The following is a 25,504-nucleotide window of genomic DNA, read 5'->3' as shown; positions in this document are numbered from 1 at the left end:
AGTGCGAGTGAGCCTTTATATGGTTAGGTTAATAACCTTGAAGTGCGATATACTTATGAACTAACATGAGTTTTGGTGGGAATAACAAGCAATTTCTACTCAATCAGTTGCTTTGGATAGGGGTATCCTTTGGCATTAGTATTACATTATCTATGCTGATCCCTTTTCCTGTGTCATTGGTCGCTATCTTTGGAGTATTCATAATAATAAACTTGTACATGAGAAGAATTATGATGAAAAGACTTGGAGGTATCGGCGGAGCAGGCTCGACGTTTGGTTCAATTTTTAACAGCAACCAATCTTCCTCGTTAAAATACTATTGTATGAATTGCGGCACTCAGCATAAACAGATATCTTGCCCTCATTGTGGCTCTAAGATGAAGCGTGTGGGATGATGACCGACCCCACTTGAAAGATAGCACATATCTTTTGGCTCTGCTGTACGAGAACCTTTTCGGTTTAGATTGCACTTTCGATTCCCTGTCTACTAGAGCTTATAAGTGAGCAAGTATTACCTAGTAATTAAACTTTATAATAGTTCGATATCATTCAGAATCCCAATCCAATTTACTGCTAACGAAATCGGATTCCTGCAGGCGAAGGGACTATTACGGGCCAGTTCCGTGTTTGGCCTTTTCCCTTCACCATGATAGTGACCTTCGGTGAACGGAACAGAAACCCGGGTCACTGTTCTGCAGGCACCTACAAAAGTACCTGTTCCGCTTTAAAAGATTGCCAATGGACTCGCATAAGGTTTCTTGAGAGGGAGGTATGTCAGAAAAATATTATTTGTAGCTGACTCTTATAATTTAGTATGGATATGGCTTCAACTTGCGGTAATTGTGGTAAGAAAACCCAAGATTACCCAATTTTTTGTTACATGTGTGACGACTATTTTTGTTCCGAAACATGCCATCTTGCCAAGCATTCTAGGCCATGGCAAAAATATTAACGCGGGCTGAAAAGAAGGTGGGCCGCTGGCTAAAAGTTAATGAAGCACGGAAAGCCCGAATTTCTAATTTGAATTTGTAAATCCAGCAATAAATATGCGGATCTTACCATATTCGTAGATAATGCATTACGTAGCAAACATAGCGGGATTTTCTACCTGATAAAGTATGATCCTTACAATTGGGCTCTCGTTCGCAATTTTGAGCTGCAACAAAAGCTGCTAACCTATAAATCTTATTAGGTAAAAATTAAAGTATTGCAAGGTCGGTTCATGACTCCTGCTAACCACACGGTGCAACTGCCTATTGATGAATGCGAGGAATGGATATGGGATGCTCTTGACAGCACAAAGGATTGCAGCTTTGAGTATATAAAAGATGGGAATAAAGAATTCTTGATATTCAAGACAAATGAATTTTTTGCAGATGCGAAAGCAATGGAAAAGATAAGAAAAACCACCGGTATGGAATTGATTCAAATGAGCACTCATAATGGATATACGCAGCTTTGGTTCGGAAGGTATACCTCAAAGAAGGATATACATTTCAAAAAATTCTAAACTGTGTATAACGTCTGGTTAGTTAATGTAGCCAGAAATTTCTTCAGCTGCAGAATATGTCATGATAATGGAATACCATTTGAGTCCATAAATTGCGACAATTAGGCCACTATTTGTGGACAACTATTTTATGATAAAGCGTTATTAAGGATTAATAGGATAAGGTCGGGTGTTCGATCGTCACTGGCATAATGCTACTGCGTTTCGCATCCTCTTTGACCTCACTTTGTTACTACTTGTGTGAAAGGGTTTAAGTATACTTTGACCTATTTTTTGAAAATATATGCGTGGCTGAGAAGATATAAAGCATTGAAGCCTGCCACTATCTCTTTATTGTTATTTCTCGGTCTTTACTAACTATTGCATGGTATAATGTTATCTTATAGTGCAAGCTAGAATATCGTGTTTTCATAAATTACATATAATGCCGGCTGCCTTGAATCATTTCAAACGGCTGTTCAATATAAAGCGTTACAAAAGCTGAATTTCGTATTGATATTATCCAGATCTTATTTTCCTGACTTGTTCCATTACTCAATATATCTCGACTATTGCGACTTCCATTCAATATGCCTTTCCTTGGGTAGATTGGAAGGATAGTCGACAAGCCCTATATTTTTCAAATCTGTTACGAGTAATTGCTTAATTTTATTTTGATCGTCAAAAAGTGTAAATATGTATTGATTCACATAAACGACACATGAACGAGATGCAAGTTATAGTTGTGGGATTAATAGCACTCGGTGTCTCTGTTATATTTTTTTATTATACAGATATTGTGCCCAGGCAGATAGAGAACAGGGAGATGGATGTCATAATCTCGTTAGGAATTGGTTTATTGATTTTAGTTGTGGATAAAAGACAACATCATTATCTAGATGAGATAATTCAAACGCAACATAGGACTACTCAAGAGATACACAATATGATAAAGAAAGAGATTGAATTAATTGACGAGATTAGACAAAAAACTAACAAGGGTTAGTCGTAAGGTGAATGCCACTAGAGACTGATTTGCAAAGGACGTTAATGGAATAGAGCATACTTTAGCCTACTTATCTTCAAGATAACCCTAAATTGAGTTGACTCCAATTACTGACCGTTTCGATCCTAGATAGGTAAGGACTTCTCTTATTTTCAATGCTATGTCCGTAAGTCTATGCGACCTGAATCTGAGATTTTCGGGTTTATAACAACGGTAGAAGAGTATTCAGCTTATAACCCATATTAAAAGGCTGAGCTTAAGAGTAGTACATTCGTCGAACATACTGGAAAAATTATAATCCTTCTGCGTCTAACTTATAATATTGAATAATCAGTCAACCCAATTGTTGTTTAAGATGTTAATTCCTATCTATTCGCTTATTAATCGGAGATCGGATAGATCCAGACATCTGATGAAACTTACTGGGCAACCGATTGAGACTAACAAAGCCAAATTGCTGCTTACAATAACAGGACTGGTGATTGCGATACTATTGCCAGTTATAATACTCCCAAGAATCAATCATCCGTTCTTTGTGTACAGAACCTCTATACACCTTGCAAGCATTACTATATCGATTTTCCTTATAGTGGTCTCCATTCTCACCTATCGAAGGACAGGAAGTATCAAGGTCTTGTATACAACGATTGCATTTCTATCGCTTTTAGTCGTTGAGCTTATATTCTTACTTCAAATCGTTGATGGATCGAATAGAATTATGGTACCTCTTTAGCGAGTTACCTCATATATTCCTCCTGACTATGTTGGCCTTATTCGGAATCGGCGTACTAAAGGTGGACAAGTAACAGATTTAGAAATGGATTCCTATCAGAATTACCAAAGGTCAAGGCATGGTAGCAAATCATTAATCCTGAACCAAATCGAAGAGAGTCCTGGAATAAGATATAGAGAGCTCCTCAGGCTAACTGGTCTAACTAACGGCGGACTTGAATATCACTTAAAAATTCTTGAAAAGTCACACCAAGTCAGGGTCGATCGACACGACGGTAGAAGGACCAGATACTACTCCCTTAATATCTCAGTCGAGGAGTCAAATATTTTGGGATGCGTAAGAAATAGGGTTGCAAGGCAAATCGTATCATTCATACTCGAACATGATTCGTGTACATTTGGAGAGATAGTAGGGTTTATTCAAAAGGCACCCTCCACCGTATCTTGGCATTTGAAACGGATCTCAGAGGCCGGCATACTTTCAGTAAGTTACGGACAAGATAGCCAACTTTACGGCATTATTAGTAGTCATGCCATAAATGAAGTTTTACGTAAGTACGGTAATAGCTTCCAGGAGAAGGTAACCGATGCATATTACGAGATGTTCGGTGAATTTTGATAGGTAGCATTTCCTCGCCAACAATAAGCATTATTTACTTAGCTAAAGCAGATAGTAACCTCATCGATGCAATTTCCCACAATTCAAAATCACGTATTCTAGGGCTAACTAGAGCTGGAGTTTGACGGGGAAACAATCTCACCGGTTGTGCTATCAAGAAAATAGATGTTATGATTGTGTCTTATCTCCCACGCAAAATAGTTCCCAGTGGTTAGAGTCGGCTGCGTTTTGCCTATGAGTTTGCCTATGACATTAGAGTTAATATCAGAAGCAAAAATGCCGCCGTCGCCTCTCAGATACACATACCTAGTCGAGAAGTCGCTCGTTCTGTATTTTGTAAGATTTAGGTTGTGTGCAACAATTGAGACTGCTTCATCAGCGGAAATCGGTGTCGAAAAATAGGTCCGAAATAATAGCGAGGTTTGTAGTCCAAAGTAGACAAAAACTGTGGCAACAATGCCAGCAGCAATTAAAATTAACATTCTCTTATCCACTTGTCGTATCCCCGTACTTTCTATAACTTATCATCATAATTTCTACAACCTCCCTATGCGTAATACCTGATTAGCATCCATGAAACGCGGAATAATAATCATTCTATCAGTCATCCTTCGGATTACTAGCGGTTCTAATCTTACAAAGATGCGTATGCGTCAATTCTAGGTTTGACGAGATTTTAGGATTCTATTGCCTTTGGGTGTGTTTCAAATCAAGATGTAGTCATCATTTTCATGCCATGAAATTCTTCTATGAGTTCAGTCGGATCTTTACAAGCGCCATTACCCTGCAATTCACGACGTTGGAGTGAAATATTATAGAATCGCGCGCGCGCACCATCACCATGATTAGAACACATTGTTAAGTGCAAGCCGAGTCATCTTAGCCCTTCTAGTATGTTCGTCGAATACTCTACTGAAATTTTTTAATTGAAGTAACATTTTACATCGATTTTTATATGTGCACTAGGTTGGCATAAAGGTGATGGTTCATACCAGATGCAATACTAGAACTGTGATTGGCTAGTATCTTTTTCAAGATTGTCTCAAATTTGGCAAATTTACTAGGGTACTAATAGATGATTTCTTAGACCTGTAGATTATTCGACTAAATTATAGCGCAATTGATATTTTGAAATAATACAACTTTTCAAATTTAAAGAATTGTTTCGGAAAATATGATCGGTGATTTGTTAACACTTTGCAAAAACATAGCATATTTAATGAAAGAAATAAACTCATATCATTGATATTATGAGCTTACGTTGTTAGAATAATAGCCGAAGGTAGTCTCATTAAAAATAGAAAATTAGAATACTTATGAACAAAAAGAATCTAATAGGAACTGGTCTTGTTGGGCTCGGAATATTAGCATTTACCATTCTAGGTTATAATTATTACTTAATGTCTCCAAGGCACCACTTTGCAGGCACTGACAAATTCGGGATAAAGGAAATTTACCCTACAGAGGCTGGGGGAGAGGAATGGTTTATGAACATGAATAACCCGGCAGGAGATTCAAGAATTGGCCGTGAGGGTCCAAAAACGACCTTCGTTCAACAAAACGAGGATGGGAGTTGGAAAGTTCAAAGCACAGAGGTACGTCTAGGGGTGTTGACCTCAGCAGGATATCACCCAAATCTAATTACGTCCCTTAACCAGCGAGCCCTGGCTTCTCAAGGATACATTCAATCCCCCAGTGACTGGAAAAATGTTGAAATGACTGGTTACTTCAAGGTAAATAGCTTTACTCAGTCAACCCAAAACGGCCCTGCCCATATAGAACTGGTTGCCCGTGGCGGAAGAAATACCCACAATATTGGAACGATCGGTGGGCTTTCGAGGCAGTGTGAAGCAACCACATACCATTCAAATACATACGTGGACGGCAGGGTTAAATTTGAGAAGGACCTGGAACACACTATAGGATATACTACGAATGATCCAGAAAAACTTCATGTTCTCCGTTAGTCGGTCAGTGGATAGGGATAAAAGCGGTTTTTTATAACCTCAGAGATGGGCATTCAGTAAAGTTAGAACAATGGATCAGTGACAATAATGATAACTGGCATAAGGTACTTAGTTATGTTGATTACGGTCAATGGGGAGGCGGAGACCCTAATTGTGGCGGTGCGGATAATCAAATTATTACTTGGGGAGGGCCAATTGCAATCTTCAGATGGGACAATATTGACGATATGGACGTAAAGGACTTTAGCGTCAGAGAAATAAACCCCCCTAACTGACCAAATACTCTCCATGCAACTTTTGCCAGATAGTTTGGCTGCTAGAAGCATCTTACTTTTGCTCTGACCAATATCTAGATTTACAAGTGTACTTTAACTAATAAGAATCCAGTACCATGGGAAGACTTTCTAAAGGGATCTTCTCTGCCAATTTTAAATGAGATATTAGCTCGTGAACTTCTCAATTCAATGGCAAAAGAAGGATCTACGGAATGTATTTTTTATCTATGTAACACCATTTCCATGATCTGTTAGGAAGTGCGACCATAACGGGATGCTTCGTTTGATTGAAGTGCCCAGTCGCATGTAATCCAACGGAAGAATCACAACATCCTACATGGCCACAAGTGAGGCACATTCTTAGTCCAATCCAATCCTTCCTTCTCGCACTCTTCGCATCCTTCCGTTCTAGGCGAAACATGTTTGTTTGACTCAGTATCATGCTGACACTCTTTTTTCTGTTCATGCACGATAGGTTAAGCTAAATAAAAACACAAAAATCTTTCGATTGTGTGCATGTTTGATATTAAGGCGTATCTTATGGCCTCTTATTCTGACTTATTCATCACAGCACATCTTCACAAGACGCCATATGTTATGCTGTAAATTGGAAATCTCTCCGTCATCAATTTTAGAGCATCAATCATGGCTGCATCTTATACGAAAACTCCTTTTTGAAAAAATCTAATATTTCATCATCTAGTATGCAAAACTCAATCAAATTAATTGACGTCATATTCTTGCTAGATTCTTTTAGGAAATTCTTTGATTCTTCCGATAGGATCCTAGCACATTTGTCTTTCGGAAATCCGAATACACCCGCACTTATTGCAGGAATAGAAATAGTCTTAAAGCCACGCTCAGAAGCAAGCTTCAATGCACTTTGAATTGTCTTTCTTAATTTGTGATCCTCGTCTCCTTGGCCCATTTTTGGGCCCACCGCATGTATTATTGCATTGCAAGGAAGCGCTCCGGAATTAGTGATAACTGCAGATCCGACTGTTACGTAGCCTATCTTATCACTTTCCTTTTGGATAATGGTACCTCCTTTCCTTACAATCGCTCCAGCGACACCTGCACCATGTTTCAAGTAGGAATTAGCAGCATTGACGATTACATCCACCTGCCTCTCAGTTATGTCGCCCTTTACGAGCCTGAGAATTCTGTCATGACCTAGTTTTATTTCTGTTATGATGCTCAAATGCTGAGACAACTATCAAGATCGTTTCTATTAAATCTTGGATATTTCTTTAGGTTATATTTAATGGCGCAGGCGTACGGATCACCATTTGTAACTCCAGAATCTCGACACTAAAGCTAGGAATTAAGAACAATACTACAATATTAAGAACAATACTAAAAGAGCGCCCCGAATTCTAACTGAAAAGCTTACGATTGGAGTAGAAATTCGGATTAATGCAATTTCATGATTTTGGGATCGTTTCGCGCTCCCGCAGCGGCACGATTAGATAATGAATCTTATCAATGTCTCATCCGGCCCTCTTTATAATGTGATACCCAAACTCTGTCTTTATCGGTTCTTGTGTAAGCTCGCCTTTCTTTAGCCTAAATGCAGCATCTTCGAAATTTTTGACCATCATGCCCCTCCCGAATAAACCTAAATCTCCTCCTCGTTTTGCACTCCCTTTATCGATAGATAATTCTCGTGCCAAATTTGCAAAACCTTCTCCTTTCTTTAATCGTTCGATAATCTCAATTGCCTCACTCTGTTTCTTAACAAGAATGTGTGAACATTTTATTTTGTCTGCCAAATCCCGGATGTTCTTATCCTGAACCTAAATATTACTATATTGAAAAGCGATTAGGATCAATACTACTAGCATATATCAATTAGCATAAGTGTGTTGACATTGATTTGTTCGATTGTGCAGAATTGTATAAGTATGGTGTAAGCCAACTTATCTTAATTAGGATAGACGCTTTTGCACGGCTCATCCCTACGCAAATAGTCGGAAAGATCGTCATTTGAAAAGTCACACTAAACTTTTTGAATTTTCAAAATATTGATTCCAGCCAATAGAGAGAGCTACAATGGCGGGTATGTTGAAAAGTCCAGATGAGATACCACAGTTTCTAATTGGTTGTCTTAAGAATCATCATCAGTTTTTCTATCACCCGGTAGATAGACACTAATAAGCCGCGACTAGCCCACTTATTATGAACCTACTACTAAGGCCTAAGCTAGGATCCTGGAGATTAAATGACCTTTTCGAAGAACCAAAAGGAAACAAATTTGATGAATTTCTGGCTTCAATCGCTACTAGAGTGGAACAGGTTGAGAACAGGCGCAAAGAGCTAAGTGATGAAATATCGTCTTCTGATTTCAAAAGCATCCTTCATTCTATTGAAGAAATTTCAGAAATGATTAGTATAGTTGGAGGCTACGCTCATTTGAGCTATGCTGCCAACACCTCTTCAAATGAATTTGCAGCCTTGGTAACAAAAATAGGGGTATTCGGATCAACCCTATCTAATAGACTACTCTTCTTTGATCTTTGGTTCAAGAAAGAAGCAAGCTCAGATACCGCACAGCGCTTGATCGAGTCTATGCCATCAATCTACAGACAGTATCTAACGCATCAACGTCTTTTTGCAAAATATACCCTTACCGAGGCTGAAGAGAAAATCATTACTACCCTAGGCGTAACGGGTACGAGCGCATTGATTAAGATTTACGATAGAATGACCAGCGGTTTCGAATTTGTGGCCATGATCAAGCGCGGTAAAAAGATGATCAAGAAAAAATTTACCAATAAGGAAAAATTACTGTCGCTCACACGGAGTACAAAGCCAGAGGAGAGAAAAGCCGCATATGAGGCTCTATTCAGAGTATACAAGGCAAACAGTGGTGTGTTGGGCGAGATATATCAAAACTGTGTAATCGAGTGGCGAGACGAAAATATTGGTATGAGAGGACATGTCTCTCCAATTTCAGTCAGGAACATCCACAACGACCTAGATGACTCGACGGTTGACACGCTGCTTTCCGTCTGTAGGCGCAATTCGAAGGTATTTCACGAGTACTTCAAACAAAAGGCCCGTATGCTAGGCATCAAGAAATTGCAAAGATCTCACTTATACGCGCCTTTAACCTTGAAGTCAACCGATCAGAAAAAATTCGCTTACCCTAAAGCAGTTGATACAGTACTTGAGACGTTTGGAAGATTTCATCCTACATTCAGGCAATATGCGGAAAGAGTCTTTAATGAAAAGCACGTAGACTCAGAAATCAGAAAGGGCAAACTGGGAGGCGCCTTTTGCTCCTCATTGTCCCCAAAGCTGTCTCCTTATGTACTGCTGAACTTTGATGGCAAAACAAGGGACGTTTCCACTATGGCGCATGAACTTGGGCATGCAATACATAGTATCGCCTCAGCTGACAAACCGATTCTGGTCTGGGACGCTCCCTTACCGCTCGCTGAGACTGCGTCGGTATTTGCTGAAATGTTGCTCAACGAGACATTGTCTAAACGTATACCACTAAAAGAGAGAAAGATTTTACTTGCTGAGCAGCTGGATGACATGTACGCTACTATAATGCGTCAAGCGTACTTTACGCTTTTTGAAATTGATGCTCACAGGATTATCGCTGAAGAGAACGCGACAATAGATAAAGTTTCAGACCTCTACTTCGCCAACCTAGTTGAACAATTTGGAGATTCAGTGAGTATTACTAGCGATTTTCGCTGGGAATGGCTTTACATACCTCATTTTTACCATTCTCCGTTTTATTGTTATGCCTATTCTTTCGGCAACCTGCTAGTTCTGTCATTATACCAACAATATAGATCTGAGAATAAGGAGACCTTCTATCCGAAATACTTCAAAATTCTGGCAGCAGGGGGATCACAAAAGCCTGAACAATTATTGATGCAATCAGGGGTAGACATAACAAAAGACGAGTTCTGGCAGCAGGGTTTCGATTTGGTAGCTGCTAAAGTTCAGGAATTAAAAAACCTTGATTAGGTTCAATGGTTCTAGCAAAAAGAAGTCAAGAATATATTAGCGAGTAGTAACAAAAGTGGTCCTATTAATACTCCTTAAGGATTATTTCAAGTCATGGCTCTCTTTGTTTTCAATTTTATTTTAGTTTATCTTCTTAGTGCTTCTAATGGCGATAGACGCGAGGCTTTCCATGCAGGAAATATCCCTGCTGCCAAACTTAACAATGCCGAAAGAATCCATACATTAAGAATATCGTGTGGTATGAATATGGGGCTAATATGTGAAGATGCACCCCCGCCACCTCCTGGTCCTCCACCTCCTGGAGAAAATCCCGAGAGTATGTATGCCAGATTCACCCCCATAACTATAGCCAAGGTTGACCCTATCAGTCCAATCAGTAATGCTTCACTCATAAACAGAGAAAGAATAAACGAATTCTTTGCACCGATAGCTTTCATGGTTCCGATTTCCTTTACTCTTTCATTAACTGACGTATAGAGAGTGGTTATTATTCCTACAGCCCCAACAAGTAATGAAATAAATGCTATATCTAAGATAAAGGCACTGTTTCCGCTTTGAAATCTCTCTCTTGTCTGCAGGATTGCCTTTGGTGTAATCACTCCTATATTGTTGCTGCCATAAATGCTAGTAATCTCTTGTTGTACTGCATCAACATAATCACCAGATATTGCAGCAACAGCCATTGAATCATATTTCCCAGACTTGTGGAATAGAGAATTAGCAGTTGCTTCATTAATTACTACTGCTTTGTCAATTTGGTTATTGCCTGTAGGTGCTAGTATAGCAGTCACCACAAAACTTCTTGATGCTGTTAGGAGCTTTCCTGTAGTGGGATCAGCATATGAATAAGTTGCCTTCACAGTTTGACCCACTGTCACAAACGGAGTTGTCAATCCTGGAGGATTGGCTACGCTGTCGCCTACTAATATGCCTGCGGGATTATTTGCTTGAATAGAAGAGCCAGGTACCAGCTGCAAAGAAGGAGCAATTACCACAAGTTTGGTTGGATCCATTCCCATAACTTGAGCATTCTCAACATTGCCCATGGCATTTAGTTGTAGCTGTCCTTGGTACTCTGGAATAACTTGTTGTACATACGGCAGTGACTTTATTCGATTTACAACTTCTGAATTAAAGATAATAGTTGGTGGACCTTCAGGACCACGAAATCCGTGCTGGCCGGAGCTGACAAACATTATATTAGGAGCTAAGAAGTTTAATTGCTTGGTTACAAAAGCACTCTGACCTGCGCTCATACCATTAATAGCAATCATTAAACCACCACCAACAACAACCATCAATATCGTTAAAGCAGATCTTGCCTTCCTTTCCTTCAGAGCATCAAAAGATAAGACGAAAATTTGTTTAAAATTCTTACTACCATTCTTCTTTCGTATTCTGGAAGCGGCAGGTACTGCCCTTGCGGCCTTAAGCCGTGATTTGGGGTTTGGAGCTGAATTTCCGTCGCTTTTGAGGGAATCCTCTCTTAAACCCATAGGCTTAAAATCTCCCTTCCTCAATATTATCATATCGAATATCAAATTTCATTTTATGTCACTCCTCTTTCTTAGGATCTAAAGACTTGTGCGATCCATCAATCAACGATTCAATATCTTCACTAGGTCCAGCTTCATCCGGTACCGTGGCAGCCAAGAAGGCGGCCCTGGATCTCTTCCTTCGTCTTCTGATATACAGCAAAACTACTATGATTATCGCTATAATCACTATCCAGAATAACAAAGGAAGCCCAAGGAGTCCACGGCTGCCGCCGCCACCGCCACGATGACCACCACCGGCATGACCGCCACCAGTGCCTGTTAACAGTCCGAGGATCCCTGCGCTTTGTCCTGTGCGTTCTTGGGTTGGTTGTGGGACGATCTGAACGCTGTTATTCAAATAGATTGTGTGACTATTTTTCAAGTCATCGCTATATGTGACCTGTAGTTTAACCGGATAAACTCCAGGAGCCGTATTATTCACGTTTACAGTAAGAGGGATACTGAACGGTAAAGGTGAGTCAGGTTGAAGATCACCTAAATACTGTGGCGGTGGAAGGCTAGACGCTGGAGAGTTTGTACGAGAAGCGTCAGCCGAAGATGAGGCACCCTGGGTATTACCAGGGCTATTGGCACCAGCCTGACCGTGGTGATGTTGTTGTTGCTGCTGACCATTACCTGCCGTACCATTAGCAGGAAATGGTTGATTAGTGAGTTGAACAGTAGTATAGAGCCCTATAGTATTCCCTTCATTTAGCAAATTTCCGACTAGATTGGGTATACCAGCGATATAGTTAATGCCTAAACCGTTAGCACTGACTTTGATGCTTCCAATAACAGTTCCACCTAGTGTGAATGAACCAATTTGTGATTGTCCCTGAGATATGTACTGCATGGTCACAAGAAATGAGACAGGTTGAGCGATTAGTGTCGTCGATGCGAATGTTTTTGTAGCAAAGATGTGTGTAGTATGAGGAGCCATACTCGGTAAACTCCATAGGGTGTCTCCTACAATTTTGAGGCCAGCAGTTTCGGAAGCAATTGATATTACTGCGTTTGTAATTGGTAAATCATTGTTATTAGAGACGCTAAATTGCATATTCTCGGTGTTGCCTGCAACAAGTATCAAGGAGCTGCTATTCGCTTGTTGGCTGGGGTTTATGCTTTCCGCTGTACCTCTATGAACGCCGGGAGTTGCGGCAGGGGGATCTTGTTTCTGACTGTAGGCAGTATCTGCTACCCCCAAGAATCCATGCTTGGGTTGGGCAGCATGTGACCCACTGCTGTTGTTATTATTTTTTAATGCTCTGTCGTATGCAAAAGCCTTGGGTACGAGACTGGCATCGAAGCTTGCTGGAGAGACAGATATGCCAGAAGTTGAGTTACTACTATGATTTTGATTAAGGCTAGGATTCTTCGAGCTCAAGTTATTAGCAGGTCCTTGGTTTGAATGGGAAACAACTGGATTGCCTGGTTTAGTAGAGTTCACACCTGATGACAGCTGGCGACTAGAATGTGTGGTAAGGCCATTCGTACTAGTCGCACTTGTCGCGTTAGTTGCTTTACCAGTCGATGTTGAGTTTGAAGTACTGTTGTTGAACTTGCCTGTTGACGGGCTCGGACTCACTGTCATTCCAGCAAACGGGTTGATAGTTATACCAGCTTGAGGAGGAGTAGGTTGTACCAAAAACCCCACTGAAGATGAAGATGAAAGTGCTTGACCAACAGAATTGGTGTAAGTTAGCTGCAAATTTAGATTTTGTAAAGTTCCACCAGATGAATATGATGGGTAAATTATAGGGTCTATTTCAGCTTTGCCGTTAGCCTGTATGGTTCCAATGTTAAAAGTTCTGGCTCCAATATTTACAGTTGGAATTGTAGAAGGCGGAGTGATCGTCGTAATCTGGGCGCCAGGAGTTGTTGCTGTAGAATTAGTACCACCGCCTGAGGATGAGGAGGTTGTACTACTGCCAGCGTTGCTGCTAATACTGTTACCAGTAATGCTAGTAATAGTGGCAACAACACCGTGAGCAGTTGCAGTGCCCATATTGGTTAGTAGTATCTTTGCCACATTTGAAACGCCTGGATTAAGTGAAGTAGTAGTGGGTACAGTATCAAGAATCACTTTGCCTGGAAGGACAAATGGGACCGCAAAATTCTGCGTGCGATATAGCCCAGGTTGAAGCTCGGGTACTCTAAAATAATATAATGTAAGGGAAGCCAAATGTCTTCCTAGCGTTGCACTTTTATCGACATTCACTTTGAAATAAATTGTGTACACTTGACCGGCGGTAACTACGTTGTTATAAGTTGCAACTGCGATCTCTTGCTGGTGAATCTGCTGTGCTTGATTTGGAGAGGCTGGAGCACTCGTGGTGCTAACTATGCGAGGTACCAGTCCGCCGGTGGTAGAAGAAAATCCGGGAGGCAACGTGAGGTAGGCAGTTATACCATTAATAGTCGAAAATTCAGTGTTGGTGAGTTCTACGGCAAGAATCGATTGACCATCACCTGGTCCTACCTCTTGCTGAACAGGTACAGGTGTTGCCTGCAACGATGAAGAAGTTATGGTTCCGTTACCGTTTGTAACTCTTGCAGTGTTGGATGCCCAGTAGGCATCAACGAATCCGTTTGTCGAACTCAACTGGGAATCGAGTTGTGCTGGAAGATTATTCCCCCCCTGTGTATTGTTACTATCAGTATTTGCAGGAGCAGTGGACCCTAGCTGCATGTTGGGCACATTCACCGAGCCATTGATGATTGCTTGTCGGGTATTCTTGAGATCATCTACGTATGTAACACGAATTGAGACGGGATAAGTTCCAGGGGCAGGCGTATTGCTGGTTCCTGTTACGCTCGCATCATTTGGTTGCTCCAGAACAGTTTTGGCGAAAGCAGGAGTGAAAGTCCTTCCTGGTGGTAAGCTAGAAGGACTGTTCAAATTTTGAGCCTTTGGGGATGAAACAGCTTGCAGGGGAATATTAAAGGGTACCGGTGAGTTCACGGCAATGTTACCCAAGTATTGCGAAGAAGTAGGTAATAAAATACCGCTGAGCTGCCTGCTTGATGTAGATGGAAATTGGTCGTTAGGTTGTTTAACCATTTCGACGCTAGCAAATTGGGCGGGAGTGTTTCCTTCGTTTAGTACATTGCCTACCAAATTAGGTGTATTTCCGATGTACCTGATGCCTAAGCTATTTGTGCTTAACTGTATAGATCCAACCACAATAGCCCCCAGGTTAAAAGATGCTGATTTCACATCGTGGTTATTTTGGATATATTGTATAGAGACTGTAAAAAATACTGGGCTGCTGATAAGAGATGTAGATGCAAAGACGTCTGTAGTTAATACCTTCCCAGAACTTGGTATACTGGGCAAGCTCCAGCTTGAAGGCCCCAAAATTCTTACTGACGTATTTTGTGAAGCCAGAGTCACAGCCAAATTCGTTAATACTGATGGAACCATGAAAGGCCCACTAACGGCATTGTTGGTATTGACGTTGAAGCTTATTTGTTGTACTTTCCCAGCAGTTATTTGGATGTTGGTTGGAGATGAAGAGGATATGGGTGATGCGACAGCCGGTGCCAGTAGGGGTGGATCGACATGTGACTCACTATGCGAAATTAATTGTAAATTGGAACTCGCAGTATTAGAGGAAGTTGAAACTGGTAGAACTGAAAAAGAACCTGCATACGATACACCCGTCATTACAGGCAATATTATGGTGCCTGATACTAGGGCAACGGCGCACAGCAGAGTTATGCACGACACAAGTTTTTTATCCCGTAACTTAATGTCTCTCAACATTTATGACTTCCTTTTCTATTTTCCCGTCTCTGATATGTATGGCTCTGTCAGTTGCCTCAGCAAGTTCGGGGTTATGTGTAACCATGATTATGGTCCTCTTAAATTTTCGTGACAAAAGTGTCATGAGATTAAATACATCATTTCCTGTTTTTGTATCTAGGTTCCCAGTAGGCTCATCTGCAAGGATCACCTTTGGATCATTCATTAAGGCCCTTGCTATGGCCACTCTCTGTTGCTGACCTCCACTAAGATTTGTAGGCTTGAATTTTGCTTTGTCCTTTATTCCCAAGAAATTCAACAATTTTAATGCTCTCCTCCTTCTATCAGCGTCGCTCATGCCGCCTGTAATCCCAGGAAATTCTACATTCTTCAAAACAGATGTTCGATTGATCAGATTGTAGGATTGAAAAATGAAGCCCAAAGTACTGTTCCTTACTTCAGCAATTTGGGAATCATTTAACGAAAAGATATCTATTCCATTCATGAATACCTTGCCCGAGGTTGGCCTGTCAAGAGCACCTATCATGTTCAAAAGGGTTGACTTTCCACTGCCCGAGGGTCCAACTACGGCTACAAACTCGCCTCTATTTACAGAAAAGCTAACGTTACTTAGTGAGATCACCCTGCCCATTGACGAATCATAGACTTTTGTTAGCTTCTCAACAGCCAAAGTAGCCTCAGAGCTGTAAGCCTCGTAACTTGCACTAGGAATCAAGCCTTAACTACCTCCTTGACGACATCTGTTGTTTGATCGGTTGACATTATTTACTGTTTCCTCTAAAATTTTTGCTTAGTATTGATCCAAAAGCCGCAATTCCTATAAAACTATATGATACATTCGACGAACACACCATCCAAGGCTTTTTCTGACTCTCATCTGTCAATTTAATCTTTTAACACAATGCCAAGATGCAAAATAGGCAGATTCATGAGTGCCAACGATAGTTTGCATAAAAGTTGTATGTACTGTGCCTTCCATTCAAACTTCCTGAAATCGATGCGTATGCCCGATGTATGCAGAGGTCAAAAGTCGCCGTCAAAGCTTATTACAAAATTTTAGTCGGCTTTTGTCAGAAAAGTAATAGGTATACAAACATATCCAAGAGTTCTTTTAGATTGTTGCTAGGTACCGTCTTTTTTAAGAATTAAGCGACCTTTATAATAATTAGAACCTCGACACTTTCGATATGTCCAGTCGTTGGTATGTTAGAAATAATAGTACTCCGAACTTAAGAGGTAATATTATACTTGCAATAAGCTTAATCACGATCCTTCTGGGATCTACTACTTTAACCGGGACACTTTTAGCTAGAACATCGAGTAATACAATTCCCCAGGAACAACAACAAGCATTAAAAATTTGGTCAGATTCGCTTCCAGGACTCTCCATGGGTCAGTCTTCATTCAAACCAGTCCATACAAGTGGTATAGGTTCTAGTGTACATGATCCTTCTAGCACCACGAATGTTGCTAGATCGTCTAATGCTAATGCTACTGCTTCCGCTAATGGTACCAAACCATCTAATGTGACAGCTGCGAGATCTAATTTCACTACTATCCGTATAGTCCAGAATTTTACTAACATACGGGGACCAGTTAAGGTAAATTTCGTCAACTCTTATTGGACTTACAACACAGCGCAAGATCAATTTGTTGCTGGCACGACCTCCTCGCGAACACCAGGAGAGAGCATACTCCCTGTAATAAAACAAGAGGTGGGGCCTGGCGAGGGCCAGTCACTGCTTGCTGTAGTGCTTATTAATGAAGGCTTTTCAGCCATTACCGGAATAACGAGTTCTTTGCAACTTCCTCAAGGGTTCGAGCCGGTCCTTACGCCAGAACATAGTAGCATTCCCCGTTCCAATCCATACACTGCGTTATCTAGTTACGACGGAGTCGTTAATCCTGGTGGCGCATTCACTCTATACTTTCCGGTTAAGGTTCTGAGTAGCGCTCAAGCAGGAAATCAGTACACTGCATCTATGAAACTTGGCTATGTGAAAGTTACTGAGTTAAGACAAAAACAATTTAGAACTGCCACTATAACAGTGCCATTTAAGATAAGTGGTAAAGTCATACTGGACGTAACCACCTCATCGCCTTCTATTTCCTCGTTATCGAACCTTACGTCCTTTGTTAATTCCTCTTCCTTGCTTCAGACTCTAAATCTCATTCCTGGAAATCCCAATGCAGTCAAGCTGACCATTAGAAATGTCGGCTCTGCTACTGCCCGCGGAGTAATAGTTTCATTTGCTGGGTTAACTAGTACCACCCCATCTAGCACCACAGTCACAGTCGGGACCAATGTAACCACTGGTATCGCACCTCAGGCCCCCTCTTCGTCCACCGTGATTCTTGGTTCTAAGGTTTTTAATATTGGGTCCATATCTCCTGGCGGATCTGCGAAGGTCACACTTGTGATCTATCCAAGTATCGCGGGAGCAGGAACAGTTCAGACATTAAATTTGCAAGTTGCATACAATGATGCCTATGGCAATAAGAAGAGCATAAGTCAAATTATCGGACTTCAAATATTGCCAATATCTCCTCAGTCTGGTCTAAGCCATCATCCTCATCCCCATCATCCTCATCCCCATCATCCTCATCCCCATCATCCTCATCCCCATCATCCCCTTCAATTCCACTTTCAATTTCTCCAATGACGACATCAGGAAGAGGAGAGTTAACAACCATTGCATCGTTTATTCGCGCACCATCAGACACAGCTAATACTGAAAATGGCATTTCAAAATTGCAGCTTTCAAATTCAAGCACACTGCATAACACGAGTCCATCGCTGATCCAAATAGCCGCCGGAAGGATTCAAAACGTAACTTTTGCTATAAATAATGACAACGCTGTTCCATTACCTGCCTCAGACACCGGGCAGAATTCAATAACTGACCTAGCAGTTTCATTAACTCCGCAGAATAGTTTAGTCAAAATTTTGGGCCCTTCAAGCTGGAATATTCCAACTATTGCATCCTCTTCAGGCCAAGTGCTTAGCACCCAAGTATTTGCACCTGTATCACTAATGAATAATCCTGTAGTGTTTACTGTGGTAATAAAATACATTCAAAATGATCACCAGGTGAAATCAGCCAACTTCGATTTAGGTGCGATGGTAGTCGGTGACATCCAGCTGAAGTTGAATGATCTTAGGGTTGAATTTAACGGAAGCACTCCCACGCTTGTCGGAAACATTTTGAATGAGGGAAACACCCCGGCACTCTATGCCAGCGTAGAGATGGTGAAACAAGTCCAACCCCAATCACATGCTCAAATCTCGTTACCCTCGTCCTCCTCACCCAATAATAATCCAGAAACCTTTCTTACTGCGAATTCTACCAGATATCTTGGAAATATCGTTTCAAGTTTTCCTCGTTCGTTCTCTATGCCTTTACAAGCTGTGCATCTATTAGTTGCTAGGTCTACTAGTCTAAGCAAATTGACAGCCTACGAGACTGCCAAAGACAAGTCTGCATTTCAAACAAACGCTGGAGATAATTCTTCAGTTATTCAATTCGGTGGTCTAGGAGCTGCTGGCATTCCCGTCACAGGTACTTATCCTGTGTTGCTAAAAATAACATATAGTGATAGCCTGAAGAATATCCATCAATTAGAGGTTACCAGTCCCCTTGAGATAGAGCCCAAACAACCTCAACCTTCATCTCCTTGGTCGGTAGTACTGTTCTGTCTCTTGATTTCAGCCATAGCGGCAGGTATATACCTGTTTCTGCGATTAACTAAAGATAGGCGCAAAGCATTCACTACAGCTTATATGAAATTGATGTCTACAATAAAGCTGCCAACTTTAGAAAATGAATTCATGAAGGAGACAAGCGCCATTGCCAAGCACGGAAAAAGGAATGGAGCTCCTTTCCAGACCTAAAAGAAGTCTTTAGCTGCAAGCACAAGAATAGAAGAGGACAGGATTCAGGTAATAACCTTTCAATTTTTTGAAGCGATTTGAATACTGACTCCAATTCAGTGTTTTGTGTGTGCGTTGATGCCAACAACTGGCATTTAAAGCATAAAAGTTTAGAGTATGTGTACCTTTAAAGGGACCGTTTTATTCAAACAGTATCTTTAATCGAATCTTCTGTCAAACTTCATCTTCAATAAACAAGCTTAGATTAGCTTACTACTTGGTTCTAAAGAAGACAGACCAAGTTCCTATAAATGATATTTCCTGAAAGCAAAACAATGGAAACAACCGAGCTAATTATATTCGCTTTTGCAGCACTCGCCGCAACATCAATGCCTATGTTAATATTAACATCAATTTCTTACTCCGCATATGCGAACAGCAGTTTCAGCCATCACCATCACCATCACAATTCTAACCTGAAGTGTACGCCAACTTTAATCCATTTAACCGATCGTTCAGTGACAAGTATTGTTTATGCCTGCAATATCTCAATTTTCCATCAGCCTATTGTTCGTTTTCCGAACTCAGTAGCGCATGGCTAGAATGACTCGATTAGGGCGGATACAAAAATAAACGCATATCTAAACTCGCATAAGATTGTACTTCATTTTTCTGTTTCTTTATTTGAGTCTTCGTGAACGAAAAAAAGGAAAGAGCAATGAATTAGAGATTGTACAATAAGACAACCTGATTTAGCACGCTACTCCAAATTACTGACTGCAAATTCGTTGCTCTTCCAAAAATCCTACTGTTGTTTACGTTGAGGTACATTCGTCGAACGTATCAAATTGCTTTTATAAAATCTCTGCGCTACCTGTGGCAGCTGGGATACTCTTGATTCTCGGCACCACAGATATCAGAAACCCCGTGGCGGCATTCTGCAAATTGCTGGATGCCGCCTAAATCTACTCACAAGGAATGGTTCGTTGTGTTAAGATCGCAGGCCAAATGTGATTCGGCTAGATTGGTCAATGCAGTCCCATGGACTGAGAATTAGCATTTTTGGAACCGGCTGCTTAATATTAAATCCTCGTTTTTGATCTTCGTTGACTTTTCGAAGTTTGTTCAAAACAAAGGATTATCATTATCTACTGACTATGTTGCAAAATTAAGGCTAGGATGCGACTACAGCTAAACTATATTAAGGGTTCATAAAGAGGGCTTTGGAAGACACGGGAGGAAACACGGGGTATGGTCCGAGATGAACTCGATTGACAAACCATTTATACACGAGAGGGATTGACAAACCCCGCCATTGCAATTACCATTCTGAAGAGCATTGATGATGTTGGAATCAGACATTGCTTTGGTAGCATGTAATTTGCAGACCTATAATAAAAGCATGACCACGAGCAGAATAAAGATATTGCAAATCCAAGTCCAACACTCAAAGTTTCTTTCAAATATTATATTTGAAGTCAATCAGATGTATTGTTAGTAGTACCACTCTGATATATTCAGACTATGGTAGATTCTATAGGGCGATTATATTAGTAGCATCAACTGAAGTGATCTTGAAAGGGCCGAAGCTTGTTATTTGAATTTGAAGACCTAACAAAAATCAAGCACGCTTGCAGGATGTCAAGAACACAAGAGATCTGGCCAGCAACTACTTTATTCCTAACCACACCTTATTTTGTTACACAGTTAACGAGCTCTTATTTTCTGAATAGGACGAAATTGATCTACATTTTTCATCTACTATAACCAGTATGGGTGTTGTAAAGCTGTGTCTTAAAGGGGATTTTGGACTATTATCTTTTGTTTTTGTTTTTGTTTTTTGTCGCATTCAGCACGATGGTGTTTAAGACAATTTAATTAGATGAAATCCAATAGCATATAGATGGCAAACACAGTCTGTTAGATGTTAAACTCCAAAGACGATTGTGATTCCTAATTCATCACCTGGTCCAACAGATTAAAAGCATATCATTAATCCAAGCATTATATAACGTAAGATGGATTATTCATTTTAACTTCGTGGAACCTAAATTTTCAATCTTTGTCGGTTAAGAGTCTATTACAACTATATGGCAGTTATCCATACCAACCGGCTAGTCTAGTCTAATTATAAAATTTCATTAAGAATGCATCCTGAACAGGCTATAGCTAAATTGACTCTTATAGTTCATTTGTATTATAACATCTAAATATATGAGTATTAAATTCGATTGAGTTTTTTTTATTGGAGCCTTAATCGAATTTCATATAATATGTGTAGCAGGTGATAAGATCGAAATGGCCTATACTATAATTGTTAATTCAATGTGGAACCGAGTTATAGACCGTACTTGGAAAGAGTTAACGGAAAGTGCTTTAACCGCGTTTTATGGCTTCAGCGAATGTCATTTGTTTAACATTGTGCGCTGTGAGAATCAATGTGGAGGCGTCAATCTGTATTGATTATCAAATCAGTTTGTTTGTCTGGTCTTATCTCAATTCTGCTAATTTCCACTATGTTAGCTAACTCTGCAAATGCGCAGCAGGCTGCAAATCCACTCGGAATAAAGATAACATCACCGACTAGAGGCCAGCAGATCCCAGCGAATACAAATAGTCTAAAGATAAACGGCATTTCGAATCACAGTGACTTATTGCATTGCAATGTGTATGTCATTGTGAACGGCATCAAACCTTATCACAAGGCCCTCAGTGGTGCTGGTAATAATAATTCAAGCGATTATTCAACATGGGTGTATTATCTAGTTCCATCTTATACATCAATTAAGATTGGAACAAATAAAGTCACTTCAAAATTGGCCTGCGAAAGTAACAATAGTACCGCTGCTAATGGAGCATCGATGCTCGCAAAGTTCTATAGCCTAAACTTTACAGGGATTTCAAGTCCAGGAGCTAAATTAAATAGTGCAAGTAGCCCAGCTTACACAAATGAGAAACTTGCCCAACCGTCTCCTCAAACTCACGCGCCCGCAGAAGTCAAGACGGTAAAGACAAACGATACAAAACCAATAAGTCAATCCGCCGTCAGAACGACCGCCGGTAATGTCTTGAATAAAAATCGAACTTTAGAAGAGAGTCAGCCTACTCAGCTAACAAAAGTCGATGCAGCTACCCTGCTCTCCACTGCCGGCATAGTCGCCAAAAGCCAAACTAGTACCCACCAGAATAACACTTCAGGTAGTGGGCATTCTTCAAGTGCTCCCAGCAGCAATGATAAAGGTAAAAGTCAGAGTAATTCTATGGATCAGGTATCTAACAATTCCGAAAAGCCGGTGTCTAGCCCTGGGTTTAAAGGTGCTAACAGTAAAAGTCCATTGGCAATGTCCATCCATATGTCGCAACGTGTCGCGCAACCAGGTGAGAGGGAAAACATGACTTTAGGTGTTACAGATGGGAATAAATCCCATGCACTCGCGGGAGCAACAGTTTTTGGTAGAATTGTTGACCCGACAGGTGTCTCTAAGAAATTGGAAGGAGTGACAGACAATAAGGGCAAAGTCAGATACTCGTGGCTCATTGCAGGAAACAGTAACGCAAGTGGTTCTTATAGGGTGACGTTAAGTGCATCTGCCCCTGGGTATCAGAATAATTCGATAACGAAGGCATTAAAGGTTGTTCCGGTAACTGGTGTTAGCCATACTATTCATCCCATTCCGATTTTCGGAGCTCAAAACAACGTGTTTAATTCGACCAATAGACCAGAATCTATGCCTCTAGCATCTGCAAATATCTCAAATAGTCCACAGTCTGGATTGCAGCCGCATGAGTCAATGCCATTAATCCCAAAACAGAACGTTAGTACCAGTTTGGAAAACATCAATGGTAAGATCAATGGAAGAGTTTATATCCCAACTGCTCTTGGCGAGGCTAGTACCGGTTCTGCACCGCCTGCTACTGGAAAAGTGACAATCCCTGCATCAACCGCGCCAGTCAATATAGCGAGCAGTTTAAAAGTTAGCGTTCCAACCGCTCAGAAAATAGTGAACAGTTCAAAGGTTAGCGTGCCCAACGCTCAGAAAAATACCTCCAGTTCTACCCCGCTTACTCCGGAAATTTCTCCTAGTCAACAGCCCCAACTTCCAAATAACAATGACAAGACACCTTTCATAATTGCCACTCCTATACTCCACATAACTAATGGCTCATCGGACTCTTCATCCAACCATTTGAACGGAATTGCTGCTGCCCTAGATATTGTGGACAGAATGCGTGTTATGGGGGCGGAATCATTTAAGACAGGCACTAATGAAAATGTGTCAACTGCACCACCCGCTGCAGGTGTTACCCAGAAAAATACCATTTTTATTCCCTCACCGAGTCAAGTGAATTCTAATTAACTGAAGAAGGGGACTGGCCATAAGGGAGAATTTAAGTCATCTGGGTGTGTGAGTGAATTTATATGTCGCAGCACCTTCTCTAGTTCTCTCAATGGAAAGGGTTGTGCTCGATAAAGATGTTAAATATGTCGATAAACAAGGCAACTTGTTCAGGAGTAGGGCAGAGTATTCATTTTCTAAGATCTTGGCATTCTTGGGCTTAGATTATGAATATGATGTCCAATTAGGACTTCAAAACAAGAGCACAACAGTTGATTTTAAGCTTGGTGACAAATATGTAGAGGTTATAGACTCAGAAGCAGATCTGAACAAATACTATTCGATTAAAAAAAGCCTTCCACATCTCAAGATTTGCGGCTTTGGTCACTCCAAATATGCGGCCAAAGTTAGTGAATTGGACTCACCTTTTTATTATGATCATGGTTCAAGTACAGAAAGCGGGTCTATCTTTATCGAGGATCCGTCCTTGGCATTTGATTACGCACATATCCTTCCCCTGGTTGATAAGTGTTCCATACTGCACGGTCACACCTCTACAGTAATGGTGGAGATTATAGGTCGCATGGAAAACAACATTGTTGTTGACTTTGGAGACGCAAAAAAAATAATCAAAGAAACTCTGAATGCAATTGATCACAAATTCTTTATTAGCAAGAAATACTTGCAAAAAGAGGATGCCACCCATTATTTTGTTTCATTCAAAGGACCACGCGGATACTTCAACTTGCAACTGCCAAAAAATACAACATTTTTGTTGTCTGGTGAAGCAACGGTAGAAACCCTATCAACGCAAATAATAAAACTGTTGGCACCAAAGATGCCTTCAAACGTAGAAGCATTAGGAGTGTATATTTACGAGGGTGTAAACAAGGGTGCACATATGCTTGCAGAAATAGATGCCGTAAAAAAAATGCTCAAGCTGCGCTAGTTTTACTGTCTGGTGGGCTTGACTCTGCGACCTGTCTGTACTGGGCAAAGAACAAATTTACTAATGTCTCATTGATAACATTCAATTGTTTCGACAGGGCAAAGCAAGAAAAGCTGGCTGCACTTCAAATTGCCAAAGCCGCAGGTTTTGAAAGCTTACTGGAGATAGACATCCCATTTGTCAGGGAATATTCGGACTTGGGAAAAACCGTTAAAAGAAATCAAGACGACAGGTTGCCAACCTATATCCCCTCAAGGAATCTGATCTTTTACTCTATTGCCGCACATTTTGCAGAGTCACTAGGGATAAAGTGGATTATAGGAGGTCATAACGACCATGACGGAACCTTTTTCAAAGATGCAACCTCCGATTATATTGATAAAATAAACTTATTGTTCAAGCAGGGGTCACCCATTTCTGGTCATGACCCGTGTATGATACTGACTCCAGTTGGAAAAATGAGCAGGAAAGAAGTTGTCGGGTTAGCCATTAACTTACATGTCCCACTCGAACTGACATGGAGTTGCCATGGAAAAAGTAGAAGGCATTGTGGTACATGCTTTGCGTGCCGCCAAAGGTTGGAGGCATTCAAGTCTCTTGGGATCAGCGATCCTGTTTTTAAAGAGCATTTGTAATTTTTTATAATGTTCAAGAGGAGCCAACTTGAAAATATCTAGACATTCTATGTAGGCCTATTCACCATCTCCTGCATTCGATCATACATCGTTCCTATGACTTTGCGTAGGAAAATAACGCTTAATATTGATGGTGGGATTAGTGCCAGAATCATCAGATTTCCTGCCTCTTCTCCGATAGGTCTTGACGAGAGCACAACCATTGAAAGCAGTACGAAAATAAAAAGCGTTATCAAGAAAAAAAACACAGTTGCTATGATGCATATTACGTGTACCGTCACTAAAGAATACGGCATAGCGATAAAGTACAGCAAAGGAAACCAACATTAATAA

19 protein-coding genes and 1 pseudogene are annotated in these 25,504 nt (G+C 40.7%); 12 read left to right on the top strand and 8 right to left on the bottom strand.

Translation table 11 applies throughout. The annotated features are described in order from the left end of the window. Window positions 1-65: 65 nt before the first annotated feature. The 5 genes from DYY65_RS04615 to DYY65_RS04595 all read left to right on the top strand — a co-directional run bounded on the left by DYY65_RS04615 (window position 66) and on the right by DYY65_RS04595 (window position 3,846). Window positions 66-395 (top strand): hypothetical protein, encoded by a 330-nt coding sequence (locus DYY65_RS04615; protein WP_162476809.1) that lies wholly within the window; start codon window positions 66-68, stop codon window positions 393-395. 827 nt (window positions 396-1,222) lie between these two features. Further along, window positions 1,223-1,510, top strand: coding sequence for a hypothetical protein (locus DYY65_RS04610; protein WP_162476808.1), 288 nt, complete (start codon window positions 1,223-1,225; stop codon window positions 1,508-1,510). A 700-nt stretch (window positions 1,511-2,210) separates the two neighbouring features. Beyond that, window positions 2,211-2,495: a hypothetical protein gene (locus tag DYY65_RS04605; protein WP_162476807.1), complete on the top strand. Its 285-nt coding sequence runs from the start codon at window positions 2,211-2,213 to the stop codon at window positions 2,493-2,495. A gap of 412 nt (window positions 2,496-2,907) precedes the next feature. Further along, entirely contained in the window at window positions 2,908-3,228 is a 321-nt protein-coding gene (locus DYY65_RS04600; RefSeq protein WP_162476806.1) for a hypothetical protein, read from the top strand. Window positions 3,229-3,312: 84 nt separating this feature from the next. Next, window positions 3,313-3,846 carry a winged helix-turn-helix transcriptional regulator gene (locus DYY65_RS04595; protein ID WP_162476805.1) on the top strand — a complete coding sequence of 178 codons (534 nt, stop codon included), beginning with the start codon at window positions 3,313-3,315 and terminating at the stop codon, window positions 3,844-3,846. A 104-nt stretch (window positions 3,847-3,950) separates the two neighbouring features. Here the strand turns inward: DYY65_RS04595 and DYY65_RS04590 are convergent, their stop codons facing one another. After that, window positions 3,951-4,328 (bottom strand): hypothetical protein, encoded by a 378-nt coding sequence (locus DYY65_RS04590; protein WP_162476804.1) that lies wholly within the window; start codon window positions 4,326-4,328, stop codon window positions 3,951-3,953. Between the two features lie 834 nt (window positions 4,329-5,162). Between DYY65_RS04590 and DYY65_RS04585 the strand changes: the two genes are divergently transcribed. After that, on the top strand, window positions 5,163-5,813 hold the full coding sequence (locus tag DYY65_RS04585) for a hypothetical protein (RefSeq protein WP_162476803.1): 651 nt from the start codon (window positions 5,163-5,165) through the stop codon (window positions 5,811-5,813). Window positions 5,814-6,293: 480 nt separating this feature from the next. On the opposite strand, the pseudogene DYY65_RS12930 reads toward DYY65_RS04585, so the two are convergent. The 3 genes and pseudogenes from DYY65_RS12930 to DYY65_RS04570 all read right to left on the bottom strand — a co-directional run bounded on the left by DYY65_RS12930 (window position 6,294) and on the right by DYY65_RS04570 (window position 7,860). Then, a pseudogene (locus DYY65_RS12930) lies at window positions 6,294-6,558 on the bottom strand (UBP-type zinc finger domain-containing protein). 173 nt (window positions 6,559-6,731) lie between these two features. Beyond that, window positions 6,732-7,289: a macro domain-containing protein gene (locus DYY65_RS04575; RefSeq protein ID WP_162476802.1), complete on the bottom strand. Its 558-nt coding sequence runs from the start codon at window positions 7,287-7,289 to the stop codon at window positions 6,732-6,734. 289 nt (window positions 7,290-7,578) lie between these two features. Beyond that, window positions 7,579-7,860 carry a peptidylprolyl isomerase gene (locus DYY65_RS04570; protein WP_162476801.1) on the bottom strand — a complete coding sequence of 94 codons (282 nt, stop codon included), beginning with the start codon at window positions 7,858-7,860 and terminating at the stop codon, window positions 7,579-7,581. 406 nt (window positions 7,861-8,266) lie between these two features. On the opposite strand from DYY65_RS04570, the gene DYY65_RS04565 reads away from it, so the two are divergent. After that, window positions 8,267-10,075: a M3 family oligoendopeptidase gene (locus DYY65_RS04565; protein WP_162476800.1), complete on the top strand. Its 1,809-nt coding sequence runs from the start codon at window positions 8,267-8,269 to the stop codon at window positions 10,073-10,075. Window positions 10,076-10,200: 125 nt separating this feature from the next. Here the strand turns inward: DYY65_RS04565 and DYY65_RS04560 are convergent, their stop codons facing one another. Genes DYY65_RS04560 through DYY65_RS04550 form a run of 3 tightly spaced genes read right to left on the bottom strand, consistent with a single transcriptional unit; the run spans window position 10,201 to window position 16,094 of the window. After that, window positions 10,201-11,571, bottom strand: a complete 1,371-nt coding sequence (locus DYY65_RS04560) for an ABC transporter permease (RefSeq protein ID WP_162476799.1) — start codon at window positions 11,569-11,571, stop codon at window positions 10,201-10,203. Between the two features lie 58 nt (window positions 11,572-11,629). Next, entirely contained in the window at window positions 11,630-15,379 is a 3,750-nt protein-coding gene (locus DYY65_RS04555; RefSeq protein WP_162476798.1) for a hypothetical protein, read from the bottom strand. Continuing rightward, window positions 15,363-16,094 (bottom strand): ABC transporter ATP-binding protein, encoded by a 732-nt coding sequence (locus tag DYY65_RS04550; RefSeq protein ID WP_236561669.1) that lies wholly within the window; start codon window positions 16,092-16,094, stop codon window positions 15,363-15,365. Before DYY65_RS04550 ends, DYY65_RS04555 begins: the two co-directional genes overlap by 17 nt. A 472-nt stretch (window positions 16,095-16,566) precedes the next feature. Here DYY65_RS04550 and DYY65_RS04545 point away from each other — a divergent pair, with 472 nt between their 5' ends. The 5 genes from DYY65_RS04545 (at window position 16,567) to DYY65_RS04525 (ending at window position 25,171) form a co-directional block, all read left to right on the top strand. Further along, window positions 16,567-18,042 (top strand): COG1361 S-layer family protein, encoded by a 1,476-nt coding sequence (locus DYY65_RS04545; RefSeq protein WP_162476797.1) that lies wholly within the window; start codon window positions 16,567-16,569, stop codon window positions 18,040-18,042. Then, window positions 18,039-19,271 carry a hypothetical protein gene (locus tag DYY65_RS04540; RefSeq protein WP_162476796.1) on the top strand — a complete coding sequence of 411 codons (1,233 nt, stop codon included), beginning with the start codon at window positions 18,039-18,041 and terminating at the stop codon, window positions 19,269-19,271. Before DYY65_RS04545 ends, DYY65_RS04540 begins: the two co-directional genes overlap by 4 nt. A 2,438-nt stretch (window positions 19,272-21,709) precedes the next feature. Further along, complete coding sequence (locus DYY65_RS04535; RefSeq protein WP_162476795.1) at window positions 21,710-23,608, top strand: hypothetical protein; 1,899 nt, start codon at window positions 21,710-21,712, stop codon at window positions 23,606-23,608. A gap of 91 nt (window positions 23,609-23,699) precedes the next feature. After that, window positions 23,700-24,536 (top strand): 6-pyruvoyl trahydropterin synthase family protein, encoded by an 837-nt coding sequence (locus DYY65_RS04530; RefSeq protein WP_162476794.1) that lies wholly within the window; start codon window positions 23,700-23,702, stop codon window positions 24,534-24,536. Next, on the top strand, window positions 24,446-25,171 hold the full coding sequence (locus tag DYY65_RS04525) for a 7-cyano-7-deazaguanine synthase (RefSeq protein WP_370519295.1): 726 nt from the start codon (window positions 24,446-24,448) through the stop codon (window positions 25,169-25,171). Before DYY65_RS04530 ends, DYY65_RS04525 begins: the two co-directional genes overlap by 91 nt. A gap of 81 nt (window positions 25,172-25,252) precedes the next feature. Here the strand turns inward: DYY65_RS04525 and DYY65_RS12390 are convergent. Beyond that, a partial coding sequence (locus DYY65_RS12390) for a hypothetical protein (RefSeq protein ID WP_236561668.1) occupies window positions 25,253-25,504 on the bottom strand: 252 nt, incomplete at its 5' end.

It is taken from the genome of Nitrososphaera sp. AFS, assembly GCF_009898475.1.
Taxonomy (GTDB): Archaea; Thermoproteota; Nitrososphaeria; order Nitrososphaerales; family Nitrososphaeraceae; genus Nitrosopolaris.
This window is presented reverse-complemented; position numbering and strand designations above follow the sequence as displayed.